At 51.5% G+C, this 25,382-nt stretch carries 21 protein-coding genes; 10 read left to right on the forward strand and 11 right to left on the reverse strand.

The features are described from left to right. Nucleotides 1–97 precede the first annotated feature (97 nt). On the reverse strand, nt 98–1,012 hold the full coding sequence (locus ETV65_RS15205; RefSeq protein ID WP_129953649.1) for a LysR family transcriptional regulator: 915 nt from the start codon (nt 1,010–1,012) through the stop codon (nt 98–100). Nucleotides 1,013–1,130: 118 nt separating this feature from the next. Between ETV65_RS15205 and ETV65_RS15210 the strand changes: the two genes are divergently transcribed. After that, complete coding sequence (locus ETV65_RS15210) at nt 1,131–1,574, forward strand: ester cyclase (RefSeq protein WP_129953650.1); 444 nt, start codon at nt 1,131–1,133, stop codon at nt 1,572–1,574. 42 nt (nt 1,575–1,616) lie between these two features. Here the strand turns inward: ETV65_RS15210 and ETV65_RS15215 are convergent, their stop codons facing one another. The 4 genes from ETV65_RS15215 to ETV65_RS15230 all read right to left on the reverse strand — a co-directional run bounded on the left by ETV65_RS15215 (nt 1,617) and on the right by ETV65_RS15230 (nt 6,948). Further along, nucleotides 1,617–3,275, reverse strand: coding sequence for a mechanosensitive ion channel domain-containing protein (locus ETV65_RS15215; protein ID WP_129953651.1), 1,659 nt, complete (start codon nt 3,273–3,275; stop codon nt 1,617–1,619). Nucleotides 3,276–3,598: 323 nt separating this feature from the next. Then, a complete protein-coding gene (locus ETV65_RS15220) occupies nt 3,599–4,864 on the reverse strand; it encodes a Y-family DNA polymerase (RefSeq protein WP_129953652.1) in 1,266 nt (421 codons plus the stop codon). 2 nt (nt 4,865–4,866) lie between these two features. Beyond that, nucleotides 4,867–5,286: a translesion error-prone DNA polymerase V autoproteolytic subunit gene (locus tag ETV65_RS15225; RefSeq protein ID WP_129953653.1), complete on the reverse strand. Its 420-nt coding sequence runs from the start codon at nt 5,284–5,286 to the stop codon at nt 4,867–4,869. Nucleotides 5,287–5,511: 225 nt separating this feature from the next. Beyond that, the gene (locus ETV65_RS15230; RefSeq protein ID WP_129953654.1) at nt 5,512–6,948 is read right to left on the reverse strand and encodes a 6-phospho-beta-glucosidase; all 1,437 of its coding nucleotides are present in this window, start codon (nt 6,946–6,948) and stop codon (nt 5,512–5,514) included. Nucleotides 6,949–7,306: 358 nt separating this feature from the next. Between ETV65_RS15230 and ETV65_RS15235 the strand changes: the two genes are divergently transcribed. The 3 genes from ETV65_RS15235 to yjiA are packed head-to-tail and all read left to right on the forward strand — an operon-like array spanning nt 7,307 to nt 10,725. Further along, the gene (locus ETV65_RS15235; RefSeq protein ID WP_129953655.1) at nt 7,307–9,460 is read left to right on the forward strand and encodes a carbon starvation CstA family protein; all 2,154 of its coding nucleotides are present in this window, start codon (nt 7,307–7,309) and stop codon (nt 9,458–9,460) included. Between the two features lie 59 nt (nt 9,461–9,519). After that, complete coding sequence (locus ETV65_RS15240; RefSeq protein WP_129953656.1) at nt 9,520–9,723, forward strand: YbdD/YjiX family protein; 204 nt, start codon at nt 9,520–9,522, stop codon at nt 9,721–9,723. 30 nt (nt 9,724–9,753) lie between these two features. After that, entirely contained in the window at nt 9,754–10,725 is a 972-nt protein-coding gene (gene yjiA, locus ETV65_RS15245) for a GTPase (RefSeq protein WP_129953657.1), read from the forward strand. Nucleotides 10,726–10,755: 30 nt separating this feature from the next. Here the strand turns inward: yjiA and btsR are convergent, their stop codons facing one another. The 3 genes from btsR to ETV65_RS15260 all read right to left on the reverse strand — a co-directional run bounded on the left by btsR (nt 10,756) and on the right by ETV65_RS15260 (nt 14,583). Continuing rightward, entirely contained in the window at nt 10,756–11,475 is a 720-nt protein-coding gene (gene btsR / locus ETV65_RS15250) for a two-component system response regulator BtsR (RefSeq protein WP_129953658.1), read from the reverse strand. Then, nucleotides 11,469–13,157 carry a sensor histidine kinase gene (locus ETV65_RS15255; RefSeq protein WP_129953659.1) on the reverse strand — a complete coding sequence of 563 codons (1,689 nt, stop codon included), beginning with the start codon at nt 13,155–13,157 and terminating at the stop codon, nt 11,469–11,471. Before ETV65_RS15255 ends, btsR begins: the two co-directional genes overlap by 7 nt. A 319-nt stretch (nt 13,158–13,476) precedes the next feature. After that, on the reverse strand, nt 13,477–14,583 hold the full coding sequence (locus ETV65_RS15260; RefSeq protein ID WP_129953660.1) for an ABC transporter substrate-binding protein: 1,107 nt from the start codon (nt 14,581–14,583) through the stop codon (nt 13,477–13,479). Between the two features lie 305 nt (nt 14,584–14,888). Here ETV65_RS15260 and ETV65_RS15265 point away from each other — a divergent pair, with 305 nt between their 5' ends. From ETV65_RS15265 to treY, 3 genes are all read left to right on the forward strand, one after another. After that, entirely contained in the window at nt 14,889–15,080 is a 192-nt protein-coding gene (locus ETV65_RS15265) for a hypothetical protein (protein WP_129953661.1), read from the forward strand. A 145-nt stretch (nt 15,081–15,225) separates the two neighbouring features. After that, complete coding sequence (gene treZ / locus ETV65_RS15270) at nt 15,226–17,013, forward strand: malto-oligosyltrehalose trehalohydrolase (protein ID WP_129953662.1); 1,788 nt, start codon at nt 15,226–15,228, stop codon at nt 17,011–17,013. Further along, nucleotides 17,010–19,520, forward strand: coding sequence for a malto-oligosyltrehalose synthase (treY, locus tag ETV65_RS15275; protein ID WP_129953663.1), 2,511 nt, complete (start codon nt 17,010–17,012; stop codon nt 19,518–19,520). The genes treZ and treY overlap by 4 nt, the downstream gene beginning before the upstream one ends. A 30-nt stretch (nt 19,521–19,550) precedes the next feature. Here the strand turns inward: treY and ETV65_RS15280 are convergent, their stop codons facing one another. Beyond that, nucleotides 19,551–20,744: a zinc-dependent alcohol dehydrogenase gene (locus ETV65_RS15280; protein WP_129953664.1), complete on the reverse strand. Its 1,194-nt coding sequence runs from the start codon at nt 20,742–20,744 to the stop codon at nt 19,551–19,553. A gap of 403 nt (nt 20,745–21,147) precedes the next feature. Between ETV65_RS15280 and ETV65_RS15285 the strand changes: the two genes are divergently transcribed. Together ETV65_RS15285 and ETV65_RS15290 are read left to right on the forward strand one after the other, a co-directional pair. Continuing rightward, on the forward strand, nt 21,148–21,666 hold the full coding sequence (locus ETV65_RS15285) for a hypothetical protein (RefSeq protein ID WP_129953665.1): 519 nt from the start codon (nt 21,148–21,150) through the stop codon (nt 21,664–21,666). Nucleotides 21,667–21,675: 9 nt separating this feature from the next. After that, nucleotides 21,676–22,122, forward strand: coding sequence for a YetF domain-containing protein (locus ETV65_RS15290; protein WP_129953666.1), 447 nt, complete (start codon nt 21,676–21,678; stop codon nt 22,120–22,122). Nucleotides 22,123–22,170: 48 nt separating this feature from the next. Here ETV65_RS15290 and ETV65_RS15295 read toward each other — a convergent pair whose 3' ends face one another. Continuing rightward, a complete protein-coding gene (locus ETV65_RS15295; protein ID WP_129953667.1) occupies nt 22,171–23,283 on the reverse strand; it encodes a mechanosensitive ion channel family protein in 1,113 nt (370 codons plus the stop codon). Between the two features lie 114 nt (nt 23,284–23,397). Between ETV65_RS15295 and ETV65_RS15300 the strand changes: the two genes are divergently transcribed. Then, nucleotides 23,398–23,586 carry a hypothetical protein gene (locus tag ETV65_RS15300; protein WP_129953668.1) on the forward strand — a complete coding sequence of 63 codons (189 nt, stop codon included), beginning with the start codon at nt 23,398–23,400 and terminating at the stop codon, nt 23,584–23,586. 310 nt (nt 23,587–23,896) lie between these two features. Here ETV65_RS15300 and ETV65_RS15305 read toward each other — a convergent pair whose 3' ends face one another. Continuing rightward, nucleotides 23,897–25,369, reverse strand: a complete 1,473-nt coding sequence (locus tag ETV65_RS15305) for an aspartate aminotransferase family protein (RefSeq protein ID WP_129953669.1) — start codon at nt 25,367–25,369, stop codon at nt 23,897–23,899. Between the last annotated feature and the right edge of the window lie 13 nt (nt 25,370–25,382).

The raw sequence follows: 25,382 nt of genomic DNA on the forward strand, positions 1-25,382 counted from the left end.
ACGCGTCCCCTGCGCATCATGCAGGGGACGTTTTTCGGGATGGCTGAATCTGCGCTGTCTTATTAACGGTCAGATCACGTCAACGGTATCCGGCTGTTCACTGCAATTCGCGGGCCTGTGCACAGATAAGTTTCCTCAGCCATTTCTGCGCATTACTGTCATCCGAACGCCGGTGCCATAACAGATAAAACGGGATTTCCGGCAGCGCTACCGGCGGCGGCGTCATCACGATATTTTGATGTTTCCCGCTGACTATCACGCTGCGTTTCAATACGGTTGCAACATATCCCGTCTGCTGCACAACACCGGCAACACCCGCCATGGTCGGCAGCGTCAGGCGGAGTTCCCGTGTCAGCCCCATTTTTCTGAGCTGTTCATCGACCAGACCATAATGATTTCCTTCCGGCGAGACCAGAATATGGCTCATTGCCAGATAAGTTTCTAACGTCATGCCGTCGCGAGCCGCATCATTGTCGCGGCGGATCAGTGTGACAAATTCATCACTGAACAGAGGCAGTGACAAGATGCGGTTTTCCGGCCGGGTCGGGGGAATACCGATCACCAGATCCACCTCACCGGCATCCAGCATCGACACGGACGCATCGCGGTCGGTAAATGTCCGCACATGCAGCGCCACACCGGGTGCCTGTTCGCTGATCGCCCGCATAATGCCGGGCAGCAGCACCATCAGCGGGTATTCAGACGTACCCAGCGTAAAGGACATTTTTCTGTTCTCCGGCGCAAAATTGTCGTCCGGAGCCAGCAGATTACTCAGTTCGTTAAGCGCTTTTGACACGTGTAAACTGATCTCTTTTGCCCTGGCGGTAGGCAACAAACCGGAAGCACTGCGAATAAACAGCGGATCTGCAAAATGCGTTCGCAGGCGCGACAATGCCGCGCTCATCGCCGGCTGACTGACCGCCGCTTTGCTGGCGGCACGGGTCACATTCCGCTCTTCCATCAGCGCATCAAACGCGACCAACAGATTCAGGTCGAGGCCCTTAAAATCCATAAAACGTATATTCCTCTATATGCTTTTCTTATTTCAATTATGACTGATACAAATGGGATACTCGCTGCGTGCACCACATTAACCCTATAAAAATGCATTCAGCCAGAGGAATTTAGCGATGTCAGACAATAACGAGATGGCAAATCGACTTATAGCGGAACGTAAGGCAGTTGAAAAAATCTATCAGGCTTTCAGCCTGCATAATCCGGACTTAATGGATGAGGCAGTTACCCCGGACTGGAAAGATATTCCCCTCGCCCCCGGACAGGCTTCCGGCCCTGAAGGGCTGAAACCCATCATCAGGGGATTTATTGAAGCTTTTCCGGACGTGAAGATCACCCTTCACGATCTCCTTCAGACGCCGGGGAAGATTGCCGTGCGTGCAGAAATTACCGGCACACATAACGGCAACTTTATGGGCATCGAGCCTACAGGCAAATTTGTCAGCATCCGGTTGCATGAATTCCATGAGCTAAATGGCGAACGCATCACCACCACCTGGCATCTGGAAGACTGGTTTGGCGCGTTCATGCAACTCGGCCAGTTCCCGCCGCAGGGTTAAAAACGGACAATTCGCCGCACGGGCTGACCGGTTCCCTCTCTTTCATTTCGGATTATCCGGCGGCGAGGCCGGTGCGGCGAACCAGTTGTCCTGAGTCACCATGACGGCTGTTTCCGGCTGATTGACAAAATTCGGCGACATAATCTGCACATTAAATTCGTTGAAGACGTCCTGAATATGGCTGTGTAATTCGCTTCTTACTGTGGCAAGGGATTCGCCCGGACGGAGATGCACCTGCAGTTCATAGGCGATATACCAGTCCATCAGACTGAGCTGACGTACCAGCGGTTTATGCTGAAGATCAATACCCTGCGTACGGCTGGCGGCCAGCTCCAGCATGGCGTGCACCTGCCGCCAGGGCGTGTCATAACCGATGGTGACACTGGTTGTCAGGTTGACACCGCCCCCCGGATTTTGTGCGCTGAGATTGGTGATTTTGCCACTGACCACCACAGCATTCGGCACGGTGACAACGTAACTTTCACGGGTGATAATTTTGGTCGCCAGCATGCCGATTTCACTCACCAGTCCTTCGTTATCGCCGATGCGGATCACATCGCCTTTACGCAGCGCCCGGGAATAAATCAGCACCAGTCCGCTCATCGCATGGTTCATCACGCCGGCAGATCCCAACGTCAGCATCAGGCCAAAGAATACGCTGACACCTTTGAAGGCCAGTGAGTTTGCGCCCGGCAAAAACGGATAGGCCGCAGACAGCGCAAACAGCCAGACCATGACAGAAATCAGTTTTCGAGTCGCGCCCACCGTTTCAGGGTGCAGGCCGGGCACCTGCGTTTTTCGGGTCTCAACCCGTTTTAACAGTATTTTTAGCAGCTTGAGAATAAACGCCGTAATGAGGAAAATGATTGCCACGATCATCAAGCCCGGGAACGCCGACACAATCGCCAGAGCGATTTTTTGCACCACATCGACTGACCAGTCACCCAGCGATTCCCCCCAGATACGCGTCCACGGATATAAACGGAACAACCAGCTCAGCCAGAGATAAAACGCCACGATGCTCAGAAAAATTATCAAAATGGCGTATAAATGCACTTCAACCGCACCCAGCAAACTGCGCCACCGGTACGGGATCCACCCTTTCTTCAGCAAAATCCTTGCCGTGAAATACGCTTTCACTTTAGCCCAGGATGTAAACGCCGCGTAGTACAGCAGAATAAGCACAGCGGTACCCGCAACCACTTTGAGTGTCGCGATCGCCAGATACGAGGAAGAATACTGCTCTGCCAGCGAGGTGCGTTGTGTGTTGAAGCGCGCCAGCACACGCTGCGCGGCCTGATCGAGCGTCAGGTCATCGCCTTCATCCAGATCACTTTCCGACAGCAACATCAGTGGTTTACCATTGATTACAAACAACCGCCCCTGCTGACCATAACGTTGCACAGACAGGATCTGCACCGGATGGCGGATGTCCTCCCCGTTCAGCGAACGCAGCGTATTACGGATACGCAACACACGCTCTTCCGGCGTGGACAAACCGAACGTTGCCTGCAACATCACAACCGGCTGATGAAAAATAAACACAGTGCGGGCTTTTTCCTGATCAGACGGCATCTGCCGGGGTTCAGCTGCCTGCAGATGAAAGGAGCCAAAAAATGCCAGCCACGCCAGCAAAACGCACAGTCTGCCCTTTCTCAGCCAGGCCAGTAACTCCATCACCCTCAACCTGCTGTCACCCATCTACAGACTCCCAACACAAACACGGTAGGATCAAGACGCTGACTTAAAAATTTCAAGATAAGTCATCGTGAAATAAGTCTTTTAATTAAAATCAATCTTGGATAAATGCTAGTTACTCAGGGAAATTTTTACTAGCGATCAGGCATCTTTTTTTATTAACTGCGCCTGACCTACCAATGTCAGGTGTGTCAGATGATATGGTTAAACGCAGGCGGCGGGCCTGCGGCAGTCACTGTATCTGCACCAGCAACCGCCCGCAGGTAAAACGTGGCTATTTAAAATGCGAAGCAATAATATTTATTTTAAACGAGGCATGGCGGTAATTATTTAATAACGAGCAGATCCTGATATCGCGTGGTATATCTCGGCGAGAGCATTTCACGCTTCATCTGCCATTGCTGCCGTATGCCCTGCCCTGCAAAATAAAGCGTTCCACGCCCCTTCCTGGCATTCAGATAATCCAATACGCCCATCAGTTTCTGGCTATTATGTCGCGGTGCGTTTTCATCGAAAAGATTCAGCTGAGCCACACCCTGACTGTAAAAATCGCCCAACATAATCCCGGCTTTCTGATAGCGATGTCCCTCTTTCCAGATAGCATCCAGACAGCGCGTCGCCGCAACCATAATATCCCGGCTATCCTGTGTCGGCGTCAGCAAATTAACGAATGAGCTGGATCCATAATAAGGCTCATTTAATCCGAAGGGAGACGTTTTAATAAACGCGGAGATAAACCGGCAATACTGATGTTCATTGCGGAGCTTTTCCGCTGCCCGGATAGCATAACTACAGATAGCCTGACGCATCTGCTCATATTCCGTGATCCGATCACCGAACGAGCGGGAGCAAACAATTTCCTGCTTTACCGGCGCAAACTCTTCCATCTCAAGACACGGTTCACCCCGTAACTCACGCACCGTTCTTTCCAGCACAACGTTGAAATGTTTTCTGACGAACCGGATATCAGTGTCTGCCAGCTGCAGCACCGTCCCGATCCCCATAGACTTCAGTTTCTTCGTGATCCGCCGGCCGACTCCCCAGACTTCATCCACGGGTAACGCCGCCATAAGCTTTCTTTGCCGTTCGACATTTGACAAGTCAACAACGCCACCCGTCTGCCGTTGCCATTTTTTTGCTGCATGATTAGCCAGTTTGGCTAACGTCTTGGTTTGTGCGATACCGACCCCAACCGTCAGATGCGCACGTTGCAGAACAGTGGCTCTGATTTCACGCCCAAACTCCGTCAGATCGCGACAATTGCGCACGCCCGTCAGGTCACAAAAAACCTCATCAATTGAGTATACTTCGCAGCGTGGCACCATCTCCTCAATTGTGGTCATTACCCGGTTGGACATATCCGCGTAGAGTTCATAATTACTACTAAAACAAACTACGCCATGACGCCTGAACACTTCTTTTTGTTTAAAATACGGTTCTCCCATTTTTACAAATGGATATGCTTCAGCAGAACGGGCAATAACACAGCCGTCATTATTGGATAAAACGACCACCGGCCGCCCCTTCAGGTCGGGGCGAAATACCGTTTCACAGGAAGCATAAAAAGAGTTCACATCACACAGTGCAAACATAGTCAGCTCGCAGATTTCACGATATAGGTCACTACGCCGAAAACTTCCAGGCTTTCTTCGCTGCCAATGATGATTGGCGCATAAACACTATTTTCAGGCCGGAGCATGACAACCGGATGCAGTTGCAGGCGCTTAACCGTGAATTCACCGTCAACCGCAGCAATGACAATATTGCCATGTTCAGCTTTACGGGAACTGTCCACGACCAGTAAATCGCCCTCGCCAATCCCGGCGTCAATCATTGAGTCACCGGTCACTTTCACGAAATAAGTGGCACTCGGATGCTGAATCATCAGTTCATTGAGATCAATACGCCGCTCAACATAATCCTGCGCCGGGCTCGGGAACCCGCAGGGGACAAGGTCGCTGAACAAGGGGAATGCCAGGATCTGCCGTGGCTCGTTAAGCGTGAGGAACTGCATTGTAATCACCATCAAGGAAGGCTGTATGTATATACAGTATTATTTATCCCTGATGGAAAGCAAGAGGCTTTAAAGGCGGCGGTGCTTCTGCTGCGTACCGCGCTGAGTAAAAGCCTTTAAATTAAGGGTTTGCCAGACTGTAAATTTTTAGGATTTGAGGGAACGGAGGTCGGTGAGTACAGTCCGGGCATAACCCGGACTGTACTCAGGACTGGCCGGGGAATATCAGCTGATATCTGCGCCGTTGGTCTCAATCACTTTCTGATACCAGTGGAACGATTTCTTCCTGTAACGGTTCCCCGTCCCGGAAATTTTATCGTCGAGGTCGACATAAATCAGACCGTAGCGTTTGCTCATCTCGCCGGTAGACATACTCACCAGATCGATGCACCCCCACGGGGTATATCCCATCAGTTCCACGCCGTCTTCAATCGCTTCAGCCATCGCTTCAATGTGCCGGCGCAGATAATTGATACGGTAATCATCGGCAATAAAGTGGTTTTCATCCGGTTTATCGACGGCGCCCAGCCCGTTCTCCACAATAAACAGCGGTTTTTCATAACGATCGTACAGCTGATTAAGGGCAATGCGCAGACCAACCGGGTCGATTTCCCAACCCCAGTCACTGGCTTCGAGGAACGGATTGCGCGCGCCGCCGAGCAGATTACCCTGTGCCGAAACCGCGTCCGGACTGGTTTTGTTGATGGTCGAAGACATGTAGTAGCTAAAACCAATGTAATCCACCGTATGCTCTTTAATCAGCGCTAAGTCACCCGGCTGAATATCCAGTTCGACGCCCTGCGACTGCCACAACCGTTTGGCATAGTAAGGATATTTACCACCGGCCTGCACGTCGGCGCAGTAGAAATTAAACGCCTGAGTCTCTTTCAGGGTTTCCAGCTGATTGACCGGATTACAGTCATAAGCGTAATGGGTGGCAAACAGGATCATGCAACCCATCTGGATTTGCGGGTGGGTTTCGTGGGCTATTTTTACCGCCAGGCTGCTGGCCACAAACTGGTTATGCCACGCCTGGAATTTCGCCTGAGCCTCAAGCGCACCGGTTTTCACCGTCAGCCCCTGGCTCATGATCGGGAAATGCGCCGCGCTGTTAATCTCATTGAAAGTCATCCAGTATTTCACTTTATGACCAAAGCGGGTAAGCACCGTGCGGGCAAAACGCTCAAAGTGACCAATCAGTTCACGGTTTTTCCAGCCACCAAATGCTGTAGCCAGATGGAGCGGCATCTCATAATGGGAAATCGTGATCACCGGTTCGATGCCGTGTGCGATACAGGCATCAATCACCTGCTCATAATGCTGCAGCCCCGCTTCGTTGGGTTCCTGCTCAATACCGTTCGGATAGATGCGGGTCCAGGCGATAGAAAAACGGTAACACCTGAATCCCATCTCTGCGAACAGCGCGATATCTTCCCGGAAGCGATGATAGTGATCGATACCTTTATGATTGGGATACGTATATTTTGCAGGATCAAGGGTAAAGTCAAACTCCGGGGAGGAAACGATGTTTAAACGGTCTTTACCACCCGGGATCGCATCGACAATCGACAGCCCTTTGCCATCCTGATCGTAAGCGCCTTCAACCTGGTTTGCCGCCGTTGCCCCACCCCACATAAAGTCTTGCGGAAACTTACCTTTCATAAAAAACTCCCTGAACGTGTCTGGTGATCCCTCGGATCATTTAGCAAAGGAGTAATTTACCTGCCAAAAGACGGCTCTGCCAGAAAAGTTACGCCGATGTCCGGACTTTCACGCGTAACCGACCCAGTGATCTAAATCACAGATTTTGCTGCATTAATCACTCCCGGAACCGCTTATCCCGCGTAATAACCGCTTATCTGCCTCTGTGACCGCTGACCAAGTTTCCCCCCTCCGCGCCCGCGAATTTGGCACCCTATGCAGGCACATAAAACAGGCCCCTGCCTCTCTGAAAGCGATCCTTAATAAAGAAAACAGAGAAGGGTATTTCGTGAGTCCTTTTAAAATAACCGGGTTATTTATGAATAAAAAAACATTATTCAAGCACATACCGTGGATGATTGTTGCCCTCCTCGGTGCCTGCTGTCTGGGCGTGGTTGCCCTGCGGCGGGGTGAACATATCAGCGCTTTGTGGATAGTCGTGGCCTCTGTCTCGGTCTATCTGGTGGCCTATCGCTATTACAGTCTGTATATCGCACAAAAGGTCATGAAACTCGATCCTTCGCGCGCGACGCCCGCAGTGATCAACAATGACGGTCTGAACTATGTGCCGACCAACCGCAACGTGCTGTTTGGCCACCACTTTGCTGCCATCGCCGGAGCCGGTCCTTTGGTCGGTCCGGTGCTCGCTGCACAAATGGGGTATCTGCCGGGCGTGTTGTGGCTGCTGGCCGGCGTGGTTCTGGCCGGTGCGGTGCAGGACTTTATGGTGCTGTTCATCTCTTCACGCCGTAACGGTGCGTCTCTGGGCGAAATGATCAAAGAAGAAATGGGACCGGTGCCGGGCACTATCGCCCTGTTCGGGTGTTTCCTGATCATGATTATTATTTTGGCGGTGCTGGCCTTAATCGTGGTGAAAGCACTGGCGGAAAGTCCGTGGGGAGTGTTCACCGTCTGTTCCACTGTGCCGATTGCCCTGTTTATGGGCATCTATATGCGCTTTATCCGGCCAGGTCGCGTGGGTGAGATCTCAGTGATTGGCGTTGTTCTGCTGGTCGCGGCAATCTGGTTCGGCGGCGTTATCGCCAGTGATCCGTACTGGGGTCCGGCGCTGACCTTCAAAGACACTACCATTACCTTTACTCTGATTGGTTATGCGTTTATTTCTGCCCTGCTGCCGGTGTGGCTGATCCTGGCGCCGCGCGACTATCTGGCAACGTTCCTGAAAATCGGCGTCATCGTCGGACTGGCGATCGGTATCGTCATCCTCAATCCGGAACTGAAAATGCCGGCCCTGACCCAGTACATTGACGGTACAGGTCCGTTGTGGAAAGGTGCGCTGTTCCCGTTCCTGTTTATTACCATTGCCTGCGGCGCGGTATCGGGTTTCCACGCGCTGATCGCCTCCGGCACCACGCCTAAACTGCTGGCCTGCGAAACAGATGCACGGTTTATCGGTTACGGTGCCATGCTGATGGAATCCTTTGTCGCCGTGATGGCACTGGTGGCAGCATCAATCATCGAACCGGGTCTGTACTTCGCCATGAACACTCCGCCGGCCGGTCTGGGCATTACCATGCCAAACCTGCACGAACTGGGCGGCGATAATGCGCCGATGATCCTGGCGCAGCTGAAAGACGTCACGGCGCATGCTGCGGCCACCGTCAGTTCATGGGGGTTTGTCATCTCGCCTGAGCAGATTATGCAGACGGCGAAGGATATCGGTGAACCCTCAGTGCTGAACCGCGCAGGTGGCGCACCTACGCTTGCCGTCGGGATTGCACATGTGTTCCACAAAATTATGCCGCTGGCCGATATGGGCTTCTGGTATCACTTCGGCATTCTGTTTGAAGCGCTGTTCATCCTGACCGCGCTGGATGCGGGGACGCGTTCCGGCCGCTTTATGTTGCAGGATTTGCTGGGTAACTTTATCCCGTTCCTGAAAAAAACCGATTCACTGGTCGCCGGGGTGATCGGCACCGCAGGCTGTGTCGGCCTGTGGGGTTATCTGCTTTATCAGGGTGTGGTCGATCCACTGGGTGGCGTGAAAAGCCTGTGGCCGCTGTTCGGGATTTCTAACCAGATGCTGGCTGCCGTCGCGCTGATCCTCGCTACCGTCGTTCTGGTGAAAATGAAACGCACGAAATATATCTGGGTCACCCTGCTGCCTGCCATCTGGCTGCTTATTTGCACCACCTGGGCATTGGGGCTGAAACTGTTCAGCACCCATGCACAGATGGAAGGCTTCTTCTACATGGCCGGTCAGTATAAAGAACGCATCAGCGCAGGCGGTGCGAACCTGACTCCGGAGCAAATCAGCAATATGCATCACATTGTGATCAACAACTACACCAACGCCGGGCTGAGTATTCTGTTCCTGATTGTGGTGTACAGCATCATTTTCTACGGTATCCGCGCCTGCCTGCAGGCACGTAAAACAGACAAGCGTACCGATAAGGAAACGCCTTATGTGCCGGTACCGGCGGAAGGAATAAAACTCTCATCCGGGCATTGATTGTTTTTCTGAAAGCCCCGCACTCCGGGGCTTTTCAGTTTAAATTCAAAGGAGTATGTATGTTTGACAACTTAGGTGCAGCGAAGAAATACCTCGGACAGGCTGCACGTATGCTGGTGGGCATACCGGATTACGACACCTACGTTCTGCATATGCAGACCAACCACCCGGATACGCCTGCGATGACCTACGAGGAATTTTTCCGTGAACGCCAGCAGGCGCGTTATGGCGGAGACGGTAAAGGCGGAATGCGCTGTTGTTAAGAGGGCGCCGTTATTAGCAGGAAGGCAAACATGACACCGATTGCAGTCACAGTATTAACAGGCTTTCTGGGTGCAGGGAAAACCACACTCTTACGCCAGATTTTGCATACGCAGCACCAGATGAAAATTGCGGTGATCGAGAATGAATTTAGTGAAATACCGATCGACAACCAGCTGATAGGTGACCGTGCCACACGTATTACCACCCTGTCCAATGGCTGCATCTGCTGTACCCGCTCGGGAGAACTGGAAGCGGCGCTGCTGGATTTACTGGACAGCGTGGATAAAGGCGAGGTGCGGTTTGACCGGCTGATGATTGAATGTACCGGCATGGCCGACCCCGGCCCGATCCTTCAGGCGTTTTTCGCCCATGAGATTATCTGTGAGCGTTACGTGTTAGATGGAGTTATCACGCTGGTGGATGCCGTTCATGCCATGTCGCAGCTGGATCAATTTCCTCTGGCGCAGTCGCAGATTGGTTATGCTGACCGCATCGTGCTGACCAAGACTGATGTGGCCGGTGAATGCCCTGAACTGGCAGAGCGGCTGCAACGAATCAATGCACGTGCACCGGTTTATAGAATGATTCAGGGTGACATCGATCCGGCGCTGCTGTTTGATATCCGCGGGTTTATGCTGGAGGAGAACGTGGTCGCCGCCAGACCGCTGTTCTACCGCGTCGCGCCGGAGCAAAATGCCGTCTCTTCAATTGTCGTGGAGCTGGATTACCCGGTCGCGCTGACGGCGATATCGAAGGTGATGGAAGAACTGCTCGCCGGTTTTGCAGATAACCTGATGCGTTATAAAGGGATGTTATGGATAGCCGATCAGCCATGCCGTCTGTTGTTCCAGGGGGTGCAGCGGCTGTACAGCGCCGACTGGGATCGCGAGTGGCAACCGGACGAAACACCGCACAGTGTGTTAGTTTTCATTGGCATGCAGTTGCCCGAAACCGAAATCCGCGAGGTCTTTGCGCGGCTGCGACCAGCCTGCTTAATCTGACCAATTTGACCTAAAGAAAAGCGGCGGGGTTTACAGCCCCACCGTCTCTTTCAGCGATTTCAGATAGCGGCGGCTGACCGGCACAATCTGACCATCGCGCAATAACAGTTCAGCCTGGTTTTTATCTTCCAGACGGATTTCCTTCAGATAATCCATGTTCACCAGATACTGCCGGTGACAACGTAACAACGGCGTGCGGGTTTCCAGCGTACGCAATGTCAGCTCCGTAAATGTCTCTTTACCATTCTGCCCGGTGACATACACCCCGCCGACCCGGCTGCTCACATAGGCTACATCTTCCAGCTGTAACAGCCAGATACGGTTGCTGCTGATACAGGGGATAAATTTCAGCGGCTGCTGATATTGCGGTAACTGCGAAACGTCCTGCGTCTGATAACCCTGACGTAATCTGGCCAGGGTTTTCTGAAGCCGCGCCGCCTGTATGGGTTTGAGCAGATAATCAAACGCGCACTGTTCAAACGCCTGCACCGCATACTCCTCAAACGCGGTGAGGAAAACAATGTGCGGCCGATGTTGCTGATCGAGCATGCCAACCATTTCCAGCCCGCTGATACGCGGCATCTGAATATCAAGAAATACAATGTCAGGGCGGATTTTATGGATCACACCGATCGCTTCAATGGCATTAGTACACTCGCCGACGATTTCAATGTCGCTTTCATCCTGAAGCTGTAAACGTAAATTTTCCAGCGCCAGTGGCTCATCATCCACAACAAGAACTCTCAACATACCACTCCCCCGGCTGGCAGGCGTAGCGTGACGCGGGTAAAATCATCCGGTTTACAGCTGACCGTAATACCGTAATCATCGCCAAAGCGCGCGCGCAGCCGCTTATCCACCAGACTCATGCCTAACCCGTCACCGCTTGCTTCCGGCTGATATAACCCGGCATTATCTTCCACTTCAACAATCACTCTTTCCCCCTCGCTGTAAGCACGAATAATAATATTGCCATTGCTCAGCAGCTGAGAAGTACCATGTTTAATGGCATTTTCCACTAATGGTTGCAGCGTGAAAGCAGGCAGGCTCTGATCAGAAAAGGCCGCCGGCACCTGTAAATCCACCTTCAGTTGTGACGGGAATCTTGCCAGCTCAATTTGCAGATAAGCATTCACATGTTCAAGCTCATCGGCCAGGGTGACAATTTCAGAGGAGCGTTTGAGATTCTTACGAAAGAATGTCGACAGGTACTGCACCAGTTGCCCGGCCTTGTCACTGTCGTGGCGGATTACCGCCATCAGCGTATTGAGGGCGTTAAATAAGAAATGCGGGTTCACCTGTGCATGCAACAGTTTGATTTCAGACTGCGCCAGTAAAGCTTTCTGTTGCTCAAATTTACCGGCGAGGATCTGCGCCGATAACAGTTGGGCAATGCCTTCTCCCAGCGTCCGGTTGATGGAGCTGAACAGCCGGTTGCGGACTTCATACAATTTGATCGTGCCAATCACCCGCTGATTTTCACCCCGCAGCGGGATCACCAGTGTTGAACCCAGCTTGCAGTTAGGATGCAGCGAACAGCGGTAAGGCATCTCGTTGCCGTCGGCATACACCACTTCATCATTCTCAATGGCGCACCAGGTATATTGGGAGGCGATGGGTTTGCCCACCAGATGATGATCGTCACCGATACCGGTAAAGGCGAGTAATTTCTCGCGATCGGTAATCGCCACGGCGCCGATATCCAATTCTTTCAGCAGCACCTGTGCCACTTTCATGCTGTTTTCTTCGTTAAAACCGCGCCGCAAAATCCCTTCCGTTGAGGCCGCCACTTTCAGCGCAGTGGCCGAAAATGCCGAGGTATATTTTTCGAACATCGCCCGCTTATCCAGCAGGATGCGCATAAACATCGCGGCCCCGAGAGTATTTGTCACCATCATCGGCGCGGCAATGCTGCTGACCAGATTAAGCGCATCATGAAACGGGCGGGCGATCAGCAGGATAATCAGCATTTGCAGTATTTCTGCGACAAAGGTGACACCGGCCGCGACCAGCGGATTAAATAATTTATCGATGCGTCCGCGTTTGATCAACACGCTGTGAACCAGACCGCCTAATAATCCTTCGGCGATGGTTGAAATCATGCAACTCAGCGCGGTCATACCGCCCATCGAATAACGGTGGATCCCGCCGGTCAGCCCCACTAATCCCCCGACCACCGGGCCGCCAAGAAGTCCGCCCATCACTGCACCAATTGCGCGGGTGTTGGCAATAGAGTCTTCGATATGCAGACCAAAGTAGGTTCCCATAATGCAAAAAATGGAAAAGGTGATATAACACAACAACTTATGCGGTAAGCGCACCGTCACCTGCACCAGCGGAATAAATAACCGCGTTTTACTCATCAGCCAGGCAATCACTAAAAACACGCACATTTGTTGTAGCAGCAGTAATATTAAATTAAATTCGTACATTCCCGGGCACCCAAAAACTGACAAGCTGGCAATATATCGTGCTTAAAAAAAATTTACCTTGAAGCTACCCGAAGAATAGGAATATTTTTATTGACGAATAAACTTTCATATTCTTTTAAAGGAAATATAAGGAGATTATTTAAAGGTACCGGTCAGGAAACGACAATATTTATTGAGCAGGTACCGCGCCCCGGCGCACATAAGCAAACGGCTCCCTGTCATGGAAGCCGTTATATTACCGGATAACTTATCAGTTCCGCGCCGTCTTTAATGACTACGGCCGGATTGAAAGGGACCGTTTAGCAGGTGACATCCATGATCAGTATGGCTCTCCGCTGGCCGATAATGCAAAGGTGCCCACCGGCATGACGGGCAGATATTTTTTATAATAATCGTGATAGTTTTTCACCGGGTCAATATCCTTGAATAAATCAGGATAAAGGGACTTTGCAATAAACTGTACCATGGTGAAATCGACCAGCGTACGCGATGCACCCTGATAAACCCCGAAGAGTTTGTCGTTTTTAATAGCCGGTAATGAACTCCAGCCGTCACGGTGAGCGAATCCGTTGAGTTTTGCTCTTGCGGCGGCTTCATTAACGCCGATGCCCATTTCTAACGCCGTATCGACTTTATTGTTCTCCCTGCCGGAAATAAAAATGACATCCGGTTTGGCGACCAGCAACTGCTCAGGGTTAATTTCGCCCCACTGTTTAACGAAAGGCGCTGCAATATTTTCACCACCTGCGAGACGCAGCATCACGCCCCACATATTTTCGCCGTAGGTAAATGAATACTCGGCCGGACCTTTATTGCCAAACTCAATATAAACTTTTGGCTTAGGCAAATTCGCTTGTCTGATCCTGTCTTCAATCAGCGCGATGTTGTTTTTATAAAGCCGGGCAAGCTCATTCGCGCGGTCGGTCTGGCCGGTTAATGTCCCGATAATCTCCGTGGATTTCACATGATTTTCCACCGTTTGATCATTATAGTCGAGCACAACAACCGGGATATTCAGGCTCTGAAGCTGGGTAACTTCATACTTCAGGGCGGCGTACTGCCAGCTGGCTAAAATGACCACATCCGGTTTCAGGCTAATCACTTTTTCCAGCGACACGTTGTGCAGATCGATTTCGCCGATATCCGGAATGTTGGCGATGGACGGGCGGTGTTTAATATACATATCCCAGTTCGCAGGTACCTTGCCATGCCAGGCTTCACGGGAGATGCCGACAATATGATCAAACGCTTGCTCACCGCCGACCGCCATATAGTCTTCAAAATAGAATCCTAATACCGCTCTTTTCACCGGGGTTTCTAAGGTTATTTTATTTCCCAGGACATCAGTCAGTGTGGTGGTTGCGGCACTGGACTGTCCGGTCATCACGACTGACAGCATAAAAAGTAAACCATGAAGTAACTTCATTTAATTCCCTTAGGTATTGTGTGATTATCATCTGCAAGTGAAATTCATTATTATGGAAACCGATTTACTACACGGTTTATTTACCTTAAGTCACTGTAAAAAAAGGCGTGACGCCACACGATTATCGCGGCGGTATATTATACGTTCAGTTGGCTACATCAGTACAGTCACAACTGCGCACTGCCGCGGTCGGGGCAAACAAGATCGGCTGATGTGAGTTTGCGTGATGACCGCTAATATCAATCGGAAAACGCTTCTCAGATGCTGAGCTATAATTAAAATTTACCGATAAGAAGGAGAATTATATGGCTCCAGTCGCGAGTATAGCAGGTGGGATTATATTTATTATCGTTGGCGTTGTGATGCTGTGGCTATTGGTGAAGGCGCATAAAGGCAACGCAGGCAAGAAGTTCTTTACTCCTCACAAATGCATGTTACTCATCGGGACCCTTGTCTCTTTTGTTATTTCCATTGTATTTTTCACCTCTTCTTCCTGATGACAGCTTAATTTTTGTCGTTAATGCCCCGGTTTTTATCGGGGCATAATAGCCGACAGGCTCCTCTTCTGCCCATCCTCGTCTATCATTATTATTCGTTTGCTAACTGCCTGCTTAATCGCTCAATCTTTTGTGAGGTGAATCGATGCAACGCGATGCATTTATGACAAGCTGGGGGGCGAGTTTCATTTCCGCCGGGACAGTTCTCTTTCGGGTGTGGGCGCCAGGCCAGGACAAAATGACCCTGCGACTTTCCGGCGAAAACAAAGACATGCTGCCGAAGGAAAACGGCTGGTTTGAGTTTGTGGCAACCGGTGTTTCTCCCGGTGAGGAATATCAGTTCATTCTTGCCAACGGCCTGCCTATTCCTGATCCCGCCTCGCGTGCGCAGCTTGCGGACGTCAACGGCCCTTCGCTGGTGACCTCGTCATCAGGTTATACATGGCAGAATCTTGACTGGAAAGGCCGTCCGTGGGAAGAAACGGTCATTTACGAGATGCATATCGGGACATTCACGCCCGAAGGCACTTTCAGCGCCGCGCAGGAGAAACTTGCCTGGCTGGCAGAAACCGGCATTACCATGATAGAAGTGCTGCCGCTCTCACAATTTGGTGGTAATCGCGGATGGGGTTATGACGGTGTCTTGCTGTACGCGCCTCACTCCGCTTACGGCTCGCCGGATGATTTCAAAGCCTTTGTCGATGCCGCGCACGGTGTCGGCATCTCCGTGGTACTGGATATTGTGCTTAACCATTTTGGTCCTGAAGGGAATTATCTGCCGCTGCTCGCACCGGATTTTTTCGATCCGCAACGCACCACGGCATGGGGTGCAGGCATCAATTATCGAAATGAAGCGGCCCGATGCTATATTGCGCAAGCGCCCCTGTACTGGCTCAAGGAATACCGGCTGGACGGCCTGCGCTTTGATGCCATCGACCAGATGAAAGACACCTCTTCCCCGCATATTCTGATCGAAATCGCCGAGCGAATTCGCGAAGAGATAACCGACCGCCCGGTGCATCTGACCACTGAGGACAGCCGCAATGTGATCTTTTTGCACCCGCGCAATGCTGATGGCAACGTGCCGCTGTTTACCGCCGAATGGAATGACGATTTCCATAACGCCATCCATGTTCTCAGCACCGGTGAAACGCATGCCTACTATCAGGACTTTGCGCAAAATCCTGAGAGACTGGCAGCACGCGCATTAGCAGAAGGTTTCGCCTATCAGGGTGAAAAATCACCACAAACCGGTGAGCCACGCGGTGCGGTCAGCCGCAGGCAGCCGCCGGTAGCCTTTGTCGATTTCATTCAAAATCACGACCAGATTGGTAATCGTGCACACGGTGACCGGCTGATCACGCTGGCTGGCGCTGAACGTACGCGCGTTCTGCTGGCCGCTTTACTGTTATCCCCGCATATCCCGCTGCTGTTTATGGGCGAAGAATATGGCGAAACCCGCCCGTTCCTGTTCTTTACCGATTTTGAAGGTGAACTGGCGCAGGCAGTTCGCGAGGGCCGCGCCCGGGAATTTGAAGGGCACAGCGATTACGGCAGCGAAACCGTACCCGACCCTAACGCCCTCAGCACCTTCGAAAATTCGAAACTTGACTGGCAAAAACTGACCCATCCCGAAGGCAAAAACGCACTGGCACTGACCCGCAAGCTGCTGGCGTTGCGCCAGAAACATATCGTGCCCTTACTGACACCGGCGAAAGGCGAAGTCGGCCAGATTGTCGGAACTTCAGCCGGTTTTCTCGCGGTTAAATGGGTATTCCCCCGAGGCACACTTTCGCTGGTACTGAATGTCGGTGAAGACACGCACCCGCTTCCTGAACTGCCGGGAGAAACACTTTTTGCCTGGCCGCCGGAAACGGTGACCTCCGTACCCGGCTCCCTTATTGTCCGTCTTGCGCCAGGAGTTTTACCGTGAAAATCCCCACTGCAACTTACCGCATTCAGTTCCGTAACGGACTGAACTTTGACACCGCAACCGGGCTAATCCCCTATTTAAAACAGCTGGGGATCAGCCATTTGTATGCTTCTCCGGTGTTTACGGCAACGTCTGACTCCACCCATGGCTACGATATTACCGACGCCAACGAAATTGATCCGTCGATTGGCGGACGCGAAGGCTTCGACCGTATGGCGCAGGCACTGAAAGCGGCAGGGATCGGACTGATCCTCGATATTGTGCCCAATCATATGGCTGCCTCACCCGAAAATGCCTGGTGGCGTGATGTCATTGAACACGGCGAAAAGAGCCGCTATGCACGCCATTTTGATATCGACTGGTCGCGTCGGCTGACGTTGCCTTTCCTCGGGGATTCTTTTGAGGATGCGCTGCAAAAAGGCGAGATTACGCTCAAGGTTGATCCCCTCACTGGAAAGCCCGCTTTCGACTATTTTGGGACGTATTATCCTGTTGCGCCCGGCACCCTCACGGCAGATAACACAGACGGTCTGAACAAAACAGAACTGGCCGCATTACACGAACGCCAGCCCTACCGGCTGATGTGCTGGCGGGATGCGCCCCGCGAGCTTTCGTACCGGCGCTTTTTTGAGATCACAGGTCTCGCGGGGGTACGTGTAGAAGATGACGTCGTTTTCGATGATACGCACCGGCTGATCCTCGAACTGGTCCACGCGGGAGTGGTCGATGGCCTGCGGGTCGATCATGTGGATGGTCTTGCCGATCCCAAAGCTTATCTTGAACGCCTGCGGGAAAAAGCCGGGCCTGACTGCTATATCACGGTCGAGAAAATTCTGGGCAAAGGCGAGCGCCTGCCACCGGACTGGCCGGTTTCCGGTACTACAGGTTATGAGTTTATTGCCTCGCTTTCGGATGTGCTGGTTAATGATGAGAATATTGCAGTGCTTAGCGAGCTTTACGATAACGTGGTGGGCAAGCCGGTGGACCTGCGCAACGAACTTCGCGCGGCCAAGCTGATGATGGTGGAGAAAAATTTCGAAGGTGAATTCACTGCACTCTGGAAACTGGCTACCGATATTGCCGGGACAGAAGACGCGCCGTATGAAGAAAATGATATCCGCACCGCATTGCGCGAATTACTGATCGCTTTCCCGGTGTACCGCACTTACGGCACACCACGGGGCATGCCTGCGGAAGACGCGGCACTTTTACACAAGATACTGCGTAAGGTCAGCGCCACGATCCTTCCCGTTCAGGCTGAAATCCTCGCGTTTCTGGTGCGTATTCTTTGTGGAGAAACCTCCGCGGCGGCTGCATCGCAGGCCGGTTTATTCCGCACACGTTTCCAGCAACTGACCGGGCCGCTGATGGCTAAATCGGTGGAAGACACGCTTTTTTTCCGTCAGAACATGGAGTTGGCGCTCAACGAAGTGGGCGCGGAACCGTTAATTCGCACCTTCTCCCTCAGCCGCTTCCATACGGAGATGATAAAACGCTGCGAAGAGCAACCGGAAGCGCTTTCCGCAACGTCCACGCATGACACCAAACGGGGTGAAGATGCCCGCGCCAGACTGTTTACGCTGACTGAAGCCCCGCAGGAGTGGGCCGCCTGCGTGAAACGCTGGCACCGGATGAACGAGTCAAAGGTGAGAATACTTCCCGATGGCCCGGCACCACGCCCTGCGCTGACATGGATGCTCTATCAGGCGCTGGCGGGCGCATGGCCGGTTACCCTGGCACCTCAGGATGAACAGGGTTTGCAGGAACTCGACGACCGATTTCAGAGTTTTGTCGAAAAAGCACTGCGTGAAGCCAAGCTGCGCACGAGCTGGGATGACAATAACGAAGACTATGAAAAGGCAGTGCTGGATTACGCGCATCATTTGCTTTCACCGGCAAACCGGCTCTTCCTGCAAGATTTCCATACATCGATCCAGCCATTTATTCAGGCCGGACTGGTGAACAGCCTGACCCAGACGGTGATAAAACTCATGGCACCCGGCGTACCGGATATCTATCAGGGCAGCGAGGCGCTAAATTTCAGTCTTGTTGATCCCGATAACCGCCGTTTGCCGGATTTCACCCGGCTGGAACAGCGGTTAAGGCAGGATGAAAAACCGGCCTGGGACCAGCAGGCATACTGGCTGAACGGCCATCTGAAACAATACGTCGTGGCAACGCTCGCCGGGCTTCGCCAGCAAAAGCCTGCGTTGTTTCAGCAGGGCGACTATGTTCCGCTCAGTGCAACCGGGAAGCACGCCGAAAACGTTATCGCGTTTGCGCGGGTGAGTAATGACGAGGCCGTCATTATTGCGGCACCGCGTCTGGTACTGGGTTTACCCGCGCGGGGATTCCCGCAGACGGAAATCGTACTGCCGCCCCATCTTGCTTACCGGCCCTACCGGGAGCTGTTCAGCGATAAAGAGATTACGCTGAACAACCAGATAGATATGGCGGTCTGGCCGGGTTTTGCTCCTGTCATCCTGATAGCGTCCGCCTCCTCTTAACGGAGGTGGAACTTCACGTTACCGACAGGTCTATGCGACGGATGCGCGGGAAGGCGTGCCGGGTAACAGAATGATTTTCCGGCAATCTTCCTGCCGTTTTTCGAAGATGTTATAACCTTTCGCGGCATCTTCCAGCGGCATATGATGCGTCACGATTTCTTCCGGTTTCAGTTGTCCGGATTCAATTAACATCAGCAGATCAGGAAGATAGGCATGAACATGCGTCTGCCCCATTTTAAAGGTCAGCCCTTTATCAAAAGCATCGCCAAATAAAAAACCGTGAATAAAGCCCGCGTAGACACCCGGTACGCTGACTATCCCGCCGCGGCGTACCGCAGCAATGCACTGGCGTAACGCTTTCCCGCTGCTGCCTTCAATCTTCAGATTGCTCAAAATGGTTTCGGTAAGGCTGCCTTTGGCTTCAAAACCAACGGCATCGATTACCGCATCAACGCCGCGGTGTCCGGCAGTGTGCTCAATAATCCAGGCTGCCGCATCGTCATTTTCATCGAAATTAATCGGGATCACTCCATACCGCTCCTGAGCAAACGCCAGCCTGTAGGGGTGATGGTCAATCATGAATATCTGTTCAGCGCCCGCCAGCCGGGCGCAGGCTGCGCTTAACAACCCCACCGGCCCCGCACCGAAAATCGCCACACTCGAACCGGGCATCAGTCCGGCATTTTTAACCGCCTGCCAGGCAGTGGGTAATATATCTGATAAAAACAGCACCTTTTCATCGGCTAATCCGTCCGGGACTTTAAAAGGCCCGGCATTCGCTTTTGGCACCCGCACATATTCAGCCTGCCCGCCCGGAATTCCGCCGTACAGGTCGCTATAGCCAAACAGCGCCGCCGGGGGGGTGATGTTTTTGGGGTTAAGCGCCGCACCTTTGTTGGGGTTAGTGGTTTCACAGGCGGCATACTGGTTGAGTTTGCAGAAAAAACATTCTCCGCAGGCAATAACAAAAGGAATAACGACGCGGTCACCTTTAGCGACGGCAGTAACATCCGCTCCGGCTTCCACCACTTCACCCATAAATTCATGACCAAATATATCGCCATGGTGGGTGCCCGGTATTTTCCCGTGGTAGAGATGCAGGTCAGAACCACATATTGCCGTTGCCGTCACTCTCAGGATGATATCATCGCTGGCCTGAAGTACCGGGTCAGGCATGTTATCAACACTGACCTTGTACGGGCCGTGATAAGTCAATGCTCTCATGATTAATTTTCCTTTCAGGTCTTATTCAGACCGGTTAAGAGAATAGTAAATAATGATCACTGAGAGTATTCAGTCTAGCCCACCCTTATAGAGTGTCAAAAATACACTATATTTCTCACCTGGAAATATGCAGGTTTAAGCACAGGAATTTTAATATTGAAATTAAAGGTTAATACTCAGGTATTGAGAATAATCCTAATTTTGACTTATTTACATCATCAAGACTAAGCTAATCAAAGAAGTGTTCCCCCTGCGAAAGTTTCAGGATGCAAACAGGGCAATATGGCAGAGGATTGCCGGCTTTCTACCTGACACGATGATCTTCGACATGTCGTCACGTATGACAAAACCACGGGAACAGACACACTAATTTAACGCAACCTCTTCACCAGAGAAAAGCGACATGGACAAAGATGATCAACATCAGTTTGAACAAAGGACCACGCCAGTAGAAGAAAACATTAAATGGATCAAAACCGCGTGGCGGCTTGAGCGCATTGGTTTTTTTCTGCTGGGTTTGTTTATTCTTTATGCCTTGCTGGGAGGGTTTTCTCAGGGCTGGCTGAGCGATTCACTCTACCAAAACGATCCGACCTCGACACAAATCACTTATGAAAAATACCTGCGCAGCGACACCGAGTCACCGCTGATTATTGCCTATCCCGTTAAGCAAGAGAAAAGCGATCATATTACCCTCAGTGGAAAATTCGTGAATGAATATGACATTATTAACGTCAGCCCCGAAAGTGCCGCGATACACCGTAGCCCCGGCACGATGATCATCTACCCGAACAACCCCGGCGTTGCGAATACAGGTAGCGTGCAACTCACACTTAAACCAAGGGAATTTGGGATCTATACGCTCTCTGTAACGGCAAATAATAACTCGCCTTTTATCTTCAAACAGATTGTTTTTCCTTAGGGGGTTAAAATGGAAAATGTCCTAAGAGCAGCCATTATGTATGTTTTCCTGTTTATTATTTTTAAAATTTCAGGACGCAAGACACTGCTCGAAATGACTATTTTTGATTTTATACTGGTGCTGATTATCAGTGAGGCTACCCAACAGGCCTTGCTTGGGGAAGACTTCTCCATTACGGGCGCGATGATCACTATCGGAACACTGATTTTCATCGATAAAGGTTTAGGAATTCTGGAAAACAAAATTCCTAAACTTGATTTATGGCTTAATGGCTCTCCTATTATCCTCATCGAGAATGGCAAAGTCCTCGATCAGCGACTGCGTAAATGCTCCCTTTCCGAAGATGAAATCCTGGTAGTGGCTCGCCAGCAGGAAGGGATAGTTAACCTCAACGAGATTAAATTCGCCATCTTAGAAAACAACGGGAAAATATCGATTATCCCTTATAAAGAATAAGGCACCGCGTAATGAGGTGCGTTCGCAGTAACCCGGTGTTCCCGCTGATCATGCCCGTTTTTCTTCACGGGTGACGTCCAGTCTGCCGTTTTCAGGTTCAGCTTGCGTTCTGACAATCATATTCGGCAATGCCATTTCGATCCCCTGCTCGATCAGCTTTTCAATAATGCGGATGTTAATTTCCTGCTGGATATCCATGTATTTATTATAATCGGCAGTATTGACGATATGGACCACTTCGATATTCAGACGATCGGTACCAAAACCAAGCAAATGCGCGCGGTCAAACTTGGTTTCGCCGATATCGATAATAATTTCCTTTACCAGATCACCGATAATGCGCAGCTTTTCCGGCGGCGTATTAATCGCGATGCCAAAATTGAAAACAATACGCCGGGTTTGCATGCGTTTGTAATTATGCAGCGTTTGCTGGAGCAGAATAGCATTGCCGCAAACGATCTGTTCCCCGCTCAGGCTGCGTATCCGCGTCGTTTTAAGACCGATATGTTCGACAGTACCGGCAACATCATTAAAAACGACAAAATCACCAATTTCGAAAGGCTTATCAAAACCGATAGATAAGGAAGCGAATACATCACTGAGAATGGTCTGGATCGCCAACGCGATAGCGATACCGCCCACGCCCAGGCTGGCGACAAGCGCGGTAATATTCACGCCCACATTCGCTAATATCGACAGCAACATCACTGACCACACTACCGCGCGGAAAATCAGCCCGGTGATCACCAGCGTTACCGGGTTTTTGTTCATCCCGGGCTGACGCATAATATGACGTAACCACGAGACAACGGCCTGATCCAACCACAATGCCATCTGGAACGCCAGCACCAGGAACCATGCATGACTGATGGTGTTGTAGAGATTATCGGGCAGATTAACAAACCGCAGGCTGAACAAAAAAGCAGCAACGAAAAGCAGTAAATTACTCGTCCGGTTGAGGATCTCGCCCAGAATAAAACGGATACGGTGGCTGGCCGCATTGACCTCACCCCAGCGTTTTATGCCTTTGCGCAAGAATGACACCAGCCAGCTCAGCAGCCAGTACGTAACAAGCGTGACCACGCACATCGTCGCGACGCCGGTCCAGAACACCGGTGTAATCACCAGCGCGATAAAATCGAAATGTGATAAAAACTTCATCTTCCCTCCCGGAATTAATCACAAACCTTCAGTATAGAAAACGGGTCAGCATAGAACCAGGAATAGGAAAGTTCGGCAAAAACCGGGGGTGACGGTAAAGGAAAAACTTTGCTGATGTCTTACGTTATCGGTATTTATATTATATTCGGTCCGGTTTACTATGATTTCTGGCGTGAGTCCGATGTCCTGAAAAAACGTTCAACTGAGGTGCTTATTATGAAAAGAGCTTTAGTGATTGGTTATATGTCGTTCGTTTCAATTGCATTGGTTACCGCGCTGATAATCGGTGCCCGAAACGGATAACGCAGGTGCTGTAGGATGCATAGGATGAGGCTAAAAAGCGTTCTGACTTCCAGAAATATGTGCTCTTTGTGGCTCTTTTTTGACGATGACTTGAATTACAGGCGGGTCTGGGATTACTCTTAGATCAGCTGACGAAAGAACAGCAGACCATAAGCACCATACCCTTAAATAGCCCACCCATGCGGTGGGTTCTTTTTTGCCTGTCATTCCGCATTAAGAATTATCTTAGTTCAGACATCTGTCAGACGTAAAAAAACCGGTGACACTTTCATATCACCGGTTTTTGCTGCGGGTTAACGCAAAATGAACCTTATGCGTTCAGTATGTCCTGTGCGGTTTTCTCAACCAGCGCCAGCAGCACTTTCACATCTTCCAGCGTGACCGTCGGGTTCAGCAAAGTCAGTTTCAGGCAGGTGATGCCGTTATGCTCGGTTACCCCCACGTTCGCACGGCCGGATTCCAGCAACGCATCCCCGATTTTCTGGTTCAGCAATGCGATTGCCGCATCGCTGCTGCCCGCAAGTGTCTGCGGACGGTAACGGAACAGAACGCTCGCCAGCTGTGGCTTCATCACCAGTTCCAGCGCAGCTTCAGACGTCACGTATTGGGCGACTTCCTGCGCCAGTGACACACCGTGATCGATGATCGCAGCGTACTGCTTCTGCCCTAATGCTTCGAGCCCCATCCACAGTTTCAGCGCATCGAAGCGACGCGTGGTTTGCAGAGATTTGGATACCAGATTCGGTACACCAGCTGCTTCGTCAAATTCAGAATTCAGGTAAGCCGCCTGATATCGCATCAGCTCATAATGACGCTCTTCTTTAAGCAGGAATGCACCACAACTGATGGTCTGGAAGAACTGCTTGTGGAAGTCCAGCGTGATGGAATCCACCAACTCGATGCCGTCCAGATAGTCGCGGTATTTTTCGGACAGCAATAACGCACCGCCCCATGCCGCATCCACATGCACCCAAATCTGATGCGCTGCCGCCAGTTCGGCAATAGCACGCAGCGGGTCGATAGCACCAGCGTCAGTGGTCCCGGCGGTTGCCACAATGGCCAGGATCTGATCGCCATTAGCTTGTGCCTGTGCCACTTTTTCGCGCAAATCGTTGAGATCCATACGGGCAAACTCATCGGTTTTCACCAGCGTAACGCACTGATAGCCCAGACCGAGCAATGCCATGTTCTTCTGCACGGAGAAATGCGCGTTTTCAGAACATAACACTTTAATTTTACGCAGATTGCCCACCAGGCCATCCTGCTGAATGGAATGCCCCTGACGTGCAAAGAAGGCGTCACGTGCCAGCATCAGGCCCATCAGATTGCTCTGAGTACCGCCGCTGGTGAACACGCCTGCGTCGCCAGCCTGGTAGCCCACCTGCGTACGCAGCCATTCGATCAGCTTCATCTCAATGATGGTCGCTGACGGGCTTTGATCCCAGGAGTCCATGCTCTGGTTGGTGGCGTTGATCAGCACTTCCGCAGCCTGGCTGACCACCAGGCTCGGGCAATGCAGATGCGCAACACATTGCGGATGATGCACAGACAAACTGTCTTTCAAAAAATACTCAATCGCACGTTCAATCGCGGCCTGGTTACCCAGACCGTTTGGATTGAAGTCCAGCTTGATACGTTCACGCAGCTCAGCAACGGTTTTGCCCTGATACATTTCAGGTTGTTGCAGCCACTGCACAACCGCTTCACTGCTCTGTGCAATGGCTTGCTGGTAGGCTTCAGTGCTTTGCGCTGAGCCTGCCAGAATCGGGTTTAACTCGGACATCAGGATCTCTTAC

It is taken from the genome of Rahnella sp. RFA10(1/100), from assembly GCF_004195115.1.
GTDB classification, from domain to species: Bacteria; Pseudomonadota; Gammaproteobacteria; order Enterobacterales; family Enterobacteriaceae; genus Rahnella; species Rahnella perminowiae.

Coding starts and splice junctions, on each gene's coding strand:
- ETV65_RS15265 (WP_129953661.1), top strand. CDS start 14,889: ATGGCTCCAGTCGCGAGTATAGCAGGTGGGATTATATTTATTATCGTT.
- ETV65_RS15290 (WP_129953666.1), top strand. CDS start 21,676: ATGGAAAATGTCCTAAGAGCAGCCATTATGTATGTTTTCCTGTTTATT.
- ETV65_RS15305 (WP_129953669.1), bottom strand. CDS start 25,369: ATGTCCGAGTTAAACCCGATTCTGGCAGGCTCAGCGCAAAGCACTGAA.
- ETV65_RS15300 (WP_129953668.1), top strand. CDS start 23,398: ATGTCTTACGTTATCGGTATTTATATTATATTCGGTCCGGTTTACTAT.
- ETV65_RS15215 (WP_129953651.1), bottom strand. CDS start 3,275: ATGGGTGACAGCAGGTTGAGGGTGATGGAGTTACTGGCCTGGCTGAGA.
- ETV65_RS15280 (WP_129953664.1), bottom strand. CDS start 20,744: ATGAGAGCATTGACTTATCACGGCCCGTACAAGGTCAGTGTTGATAAC.
- ETV65_RS15210 (WP_129953650.1), top strand. CDS start 1,131: ATGTCAGACAATAACGAGATGGCAAATCGACTTATAGCGGAACGTAAG.
- btsR (WP_129953658.1), bottom strand. CDS start 11,475: ATGTTGAGAGTTCTTGTTGTGGATGATGAGCCACTGGCGCTGGAAAAT.
- ETV65_RS15205 (WP_129953649.1), bottom strand. CDS start 1,012: ATGGATTTTAAGGGCCTCGACCTGAATCTGTTGGTCGCGTTTGATGCG.
- ETV65_RS15255 (WP_129953659.1), bottom strand. CDS start 13,157: ATGTACGAATTTAATTTAATATTACTGCTGCTACAACAAATGTGCGTG.
- treZ (WP_129953662.1), top strand. CDS start 15,226: ATGCAACGCGATGCATTTATGACAAGCTGGGGGGCGAGTTTCATTTCC.
- ETV65_RS15230 (WP_129953654.1), bottom strand. CDS start 6,948: ATGAAAGGTAAGTTTCCGCAAGACTTTATGTGGGGTGGGGCAACGGCG.
- ETV65_RS15285 (WP_129953665.1), top strand. CDS start 21,148: ATGGACAAAGATGATCAACATCAGTTTGAACAAAGGACCACGCCAGTA.
- yjiA (WP_129953657.1), top strand. CDS start 9,754: ATGACACCGATTGCAGTCACAGTATTAACAGGCTTTCTGGGTGCAGGG.
- ETV65_RS15235 (WP_129953655.1), top strand. CDS start 7,307: ATGAATAAAAAAACATTATTCAAGCACATACCGTGGATGATTGTTGCC.
- ETV65_RS15225 (WP_129953653.1), bottom strand. CDS start 5,286: ATGCAGTTCCTCACGCTTAACGAGCCACGGCAGATCCTGGCATTCCCC.
- ETV65_RS15295 (WP_129953667.1), bottom strand. CDS start 23,283: ATGAAGTTTTTATCACATTTCGATTTTATCGCGCTGGTGATTACACCG.
- ETV65_RS15260 (WP_129953660.1), bottom strand. CDS start 14,583: ATGAAGTTACTTCATGGTTTACTTTTTATGCTGTCAGTCGTGATGACC.
- ETV65_RS15240 (WP_129953656.1), top strand. CDS start 9,520: ATGTTTGACAACTTAGGTGCAGCGAAGAAATACCTCGGACAGGCTGCA.
- ETV65_RS15220 (WP_129953652.1), bottom strand. CDS start 4,864: ATGTTTGCACTGTGTGATGTGAACTCTTTTTATGCTTCCTGTGAAACG.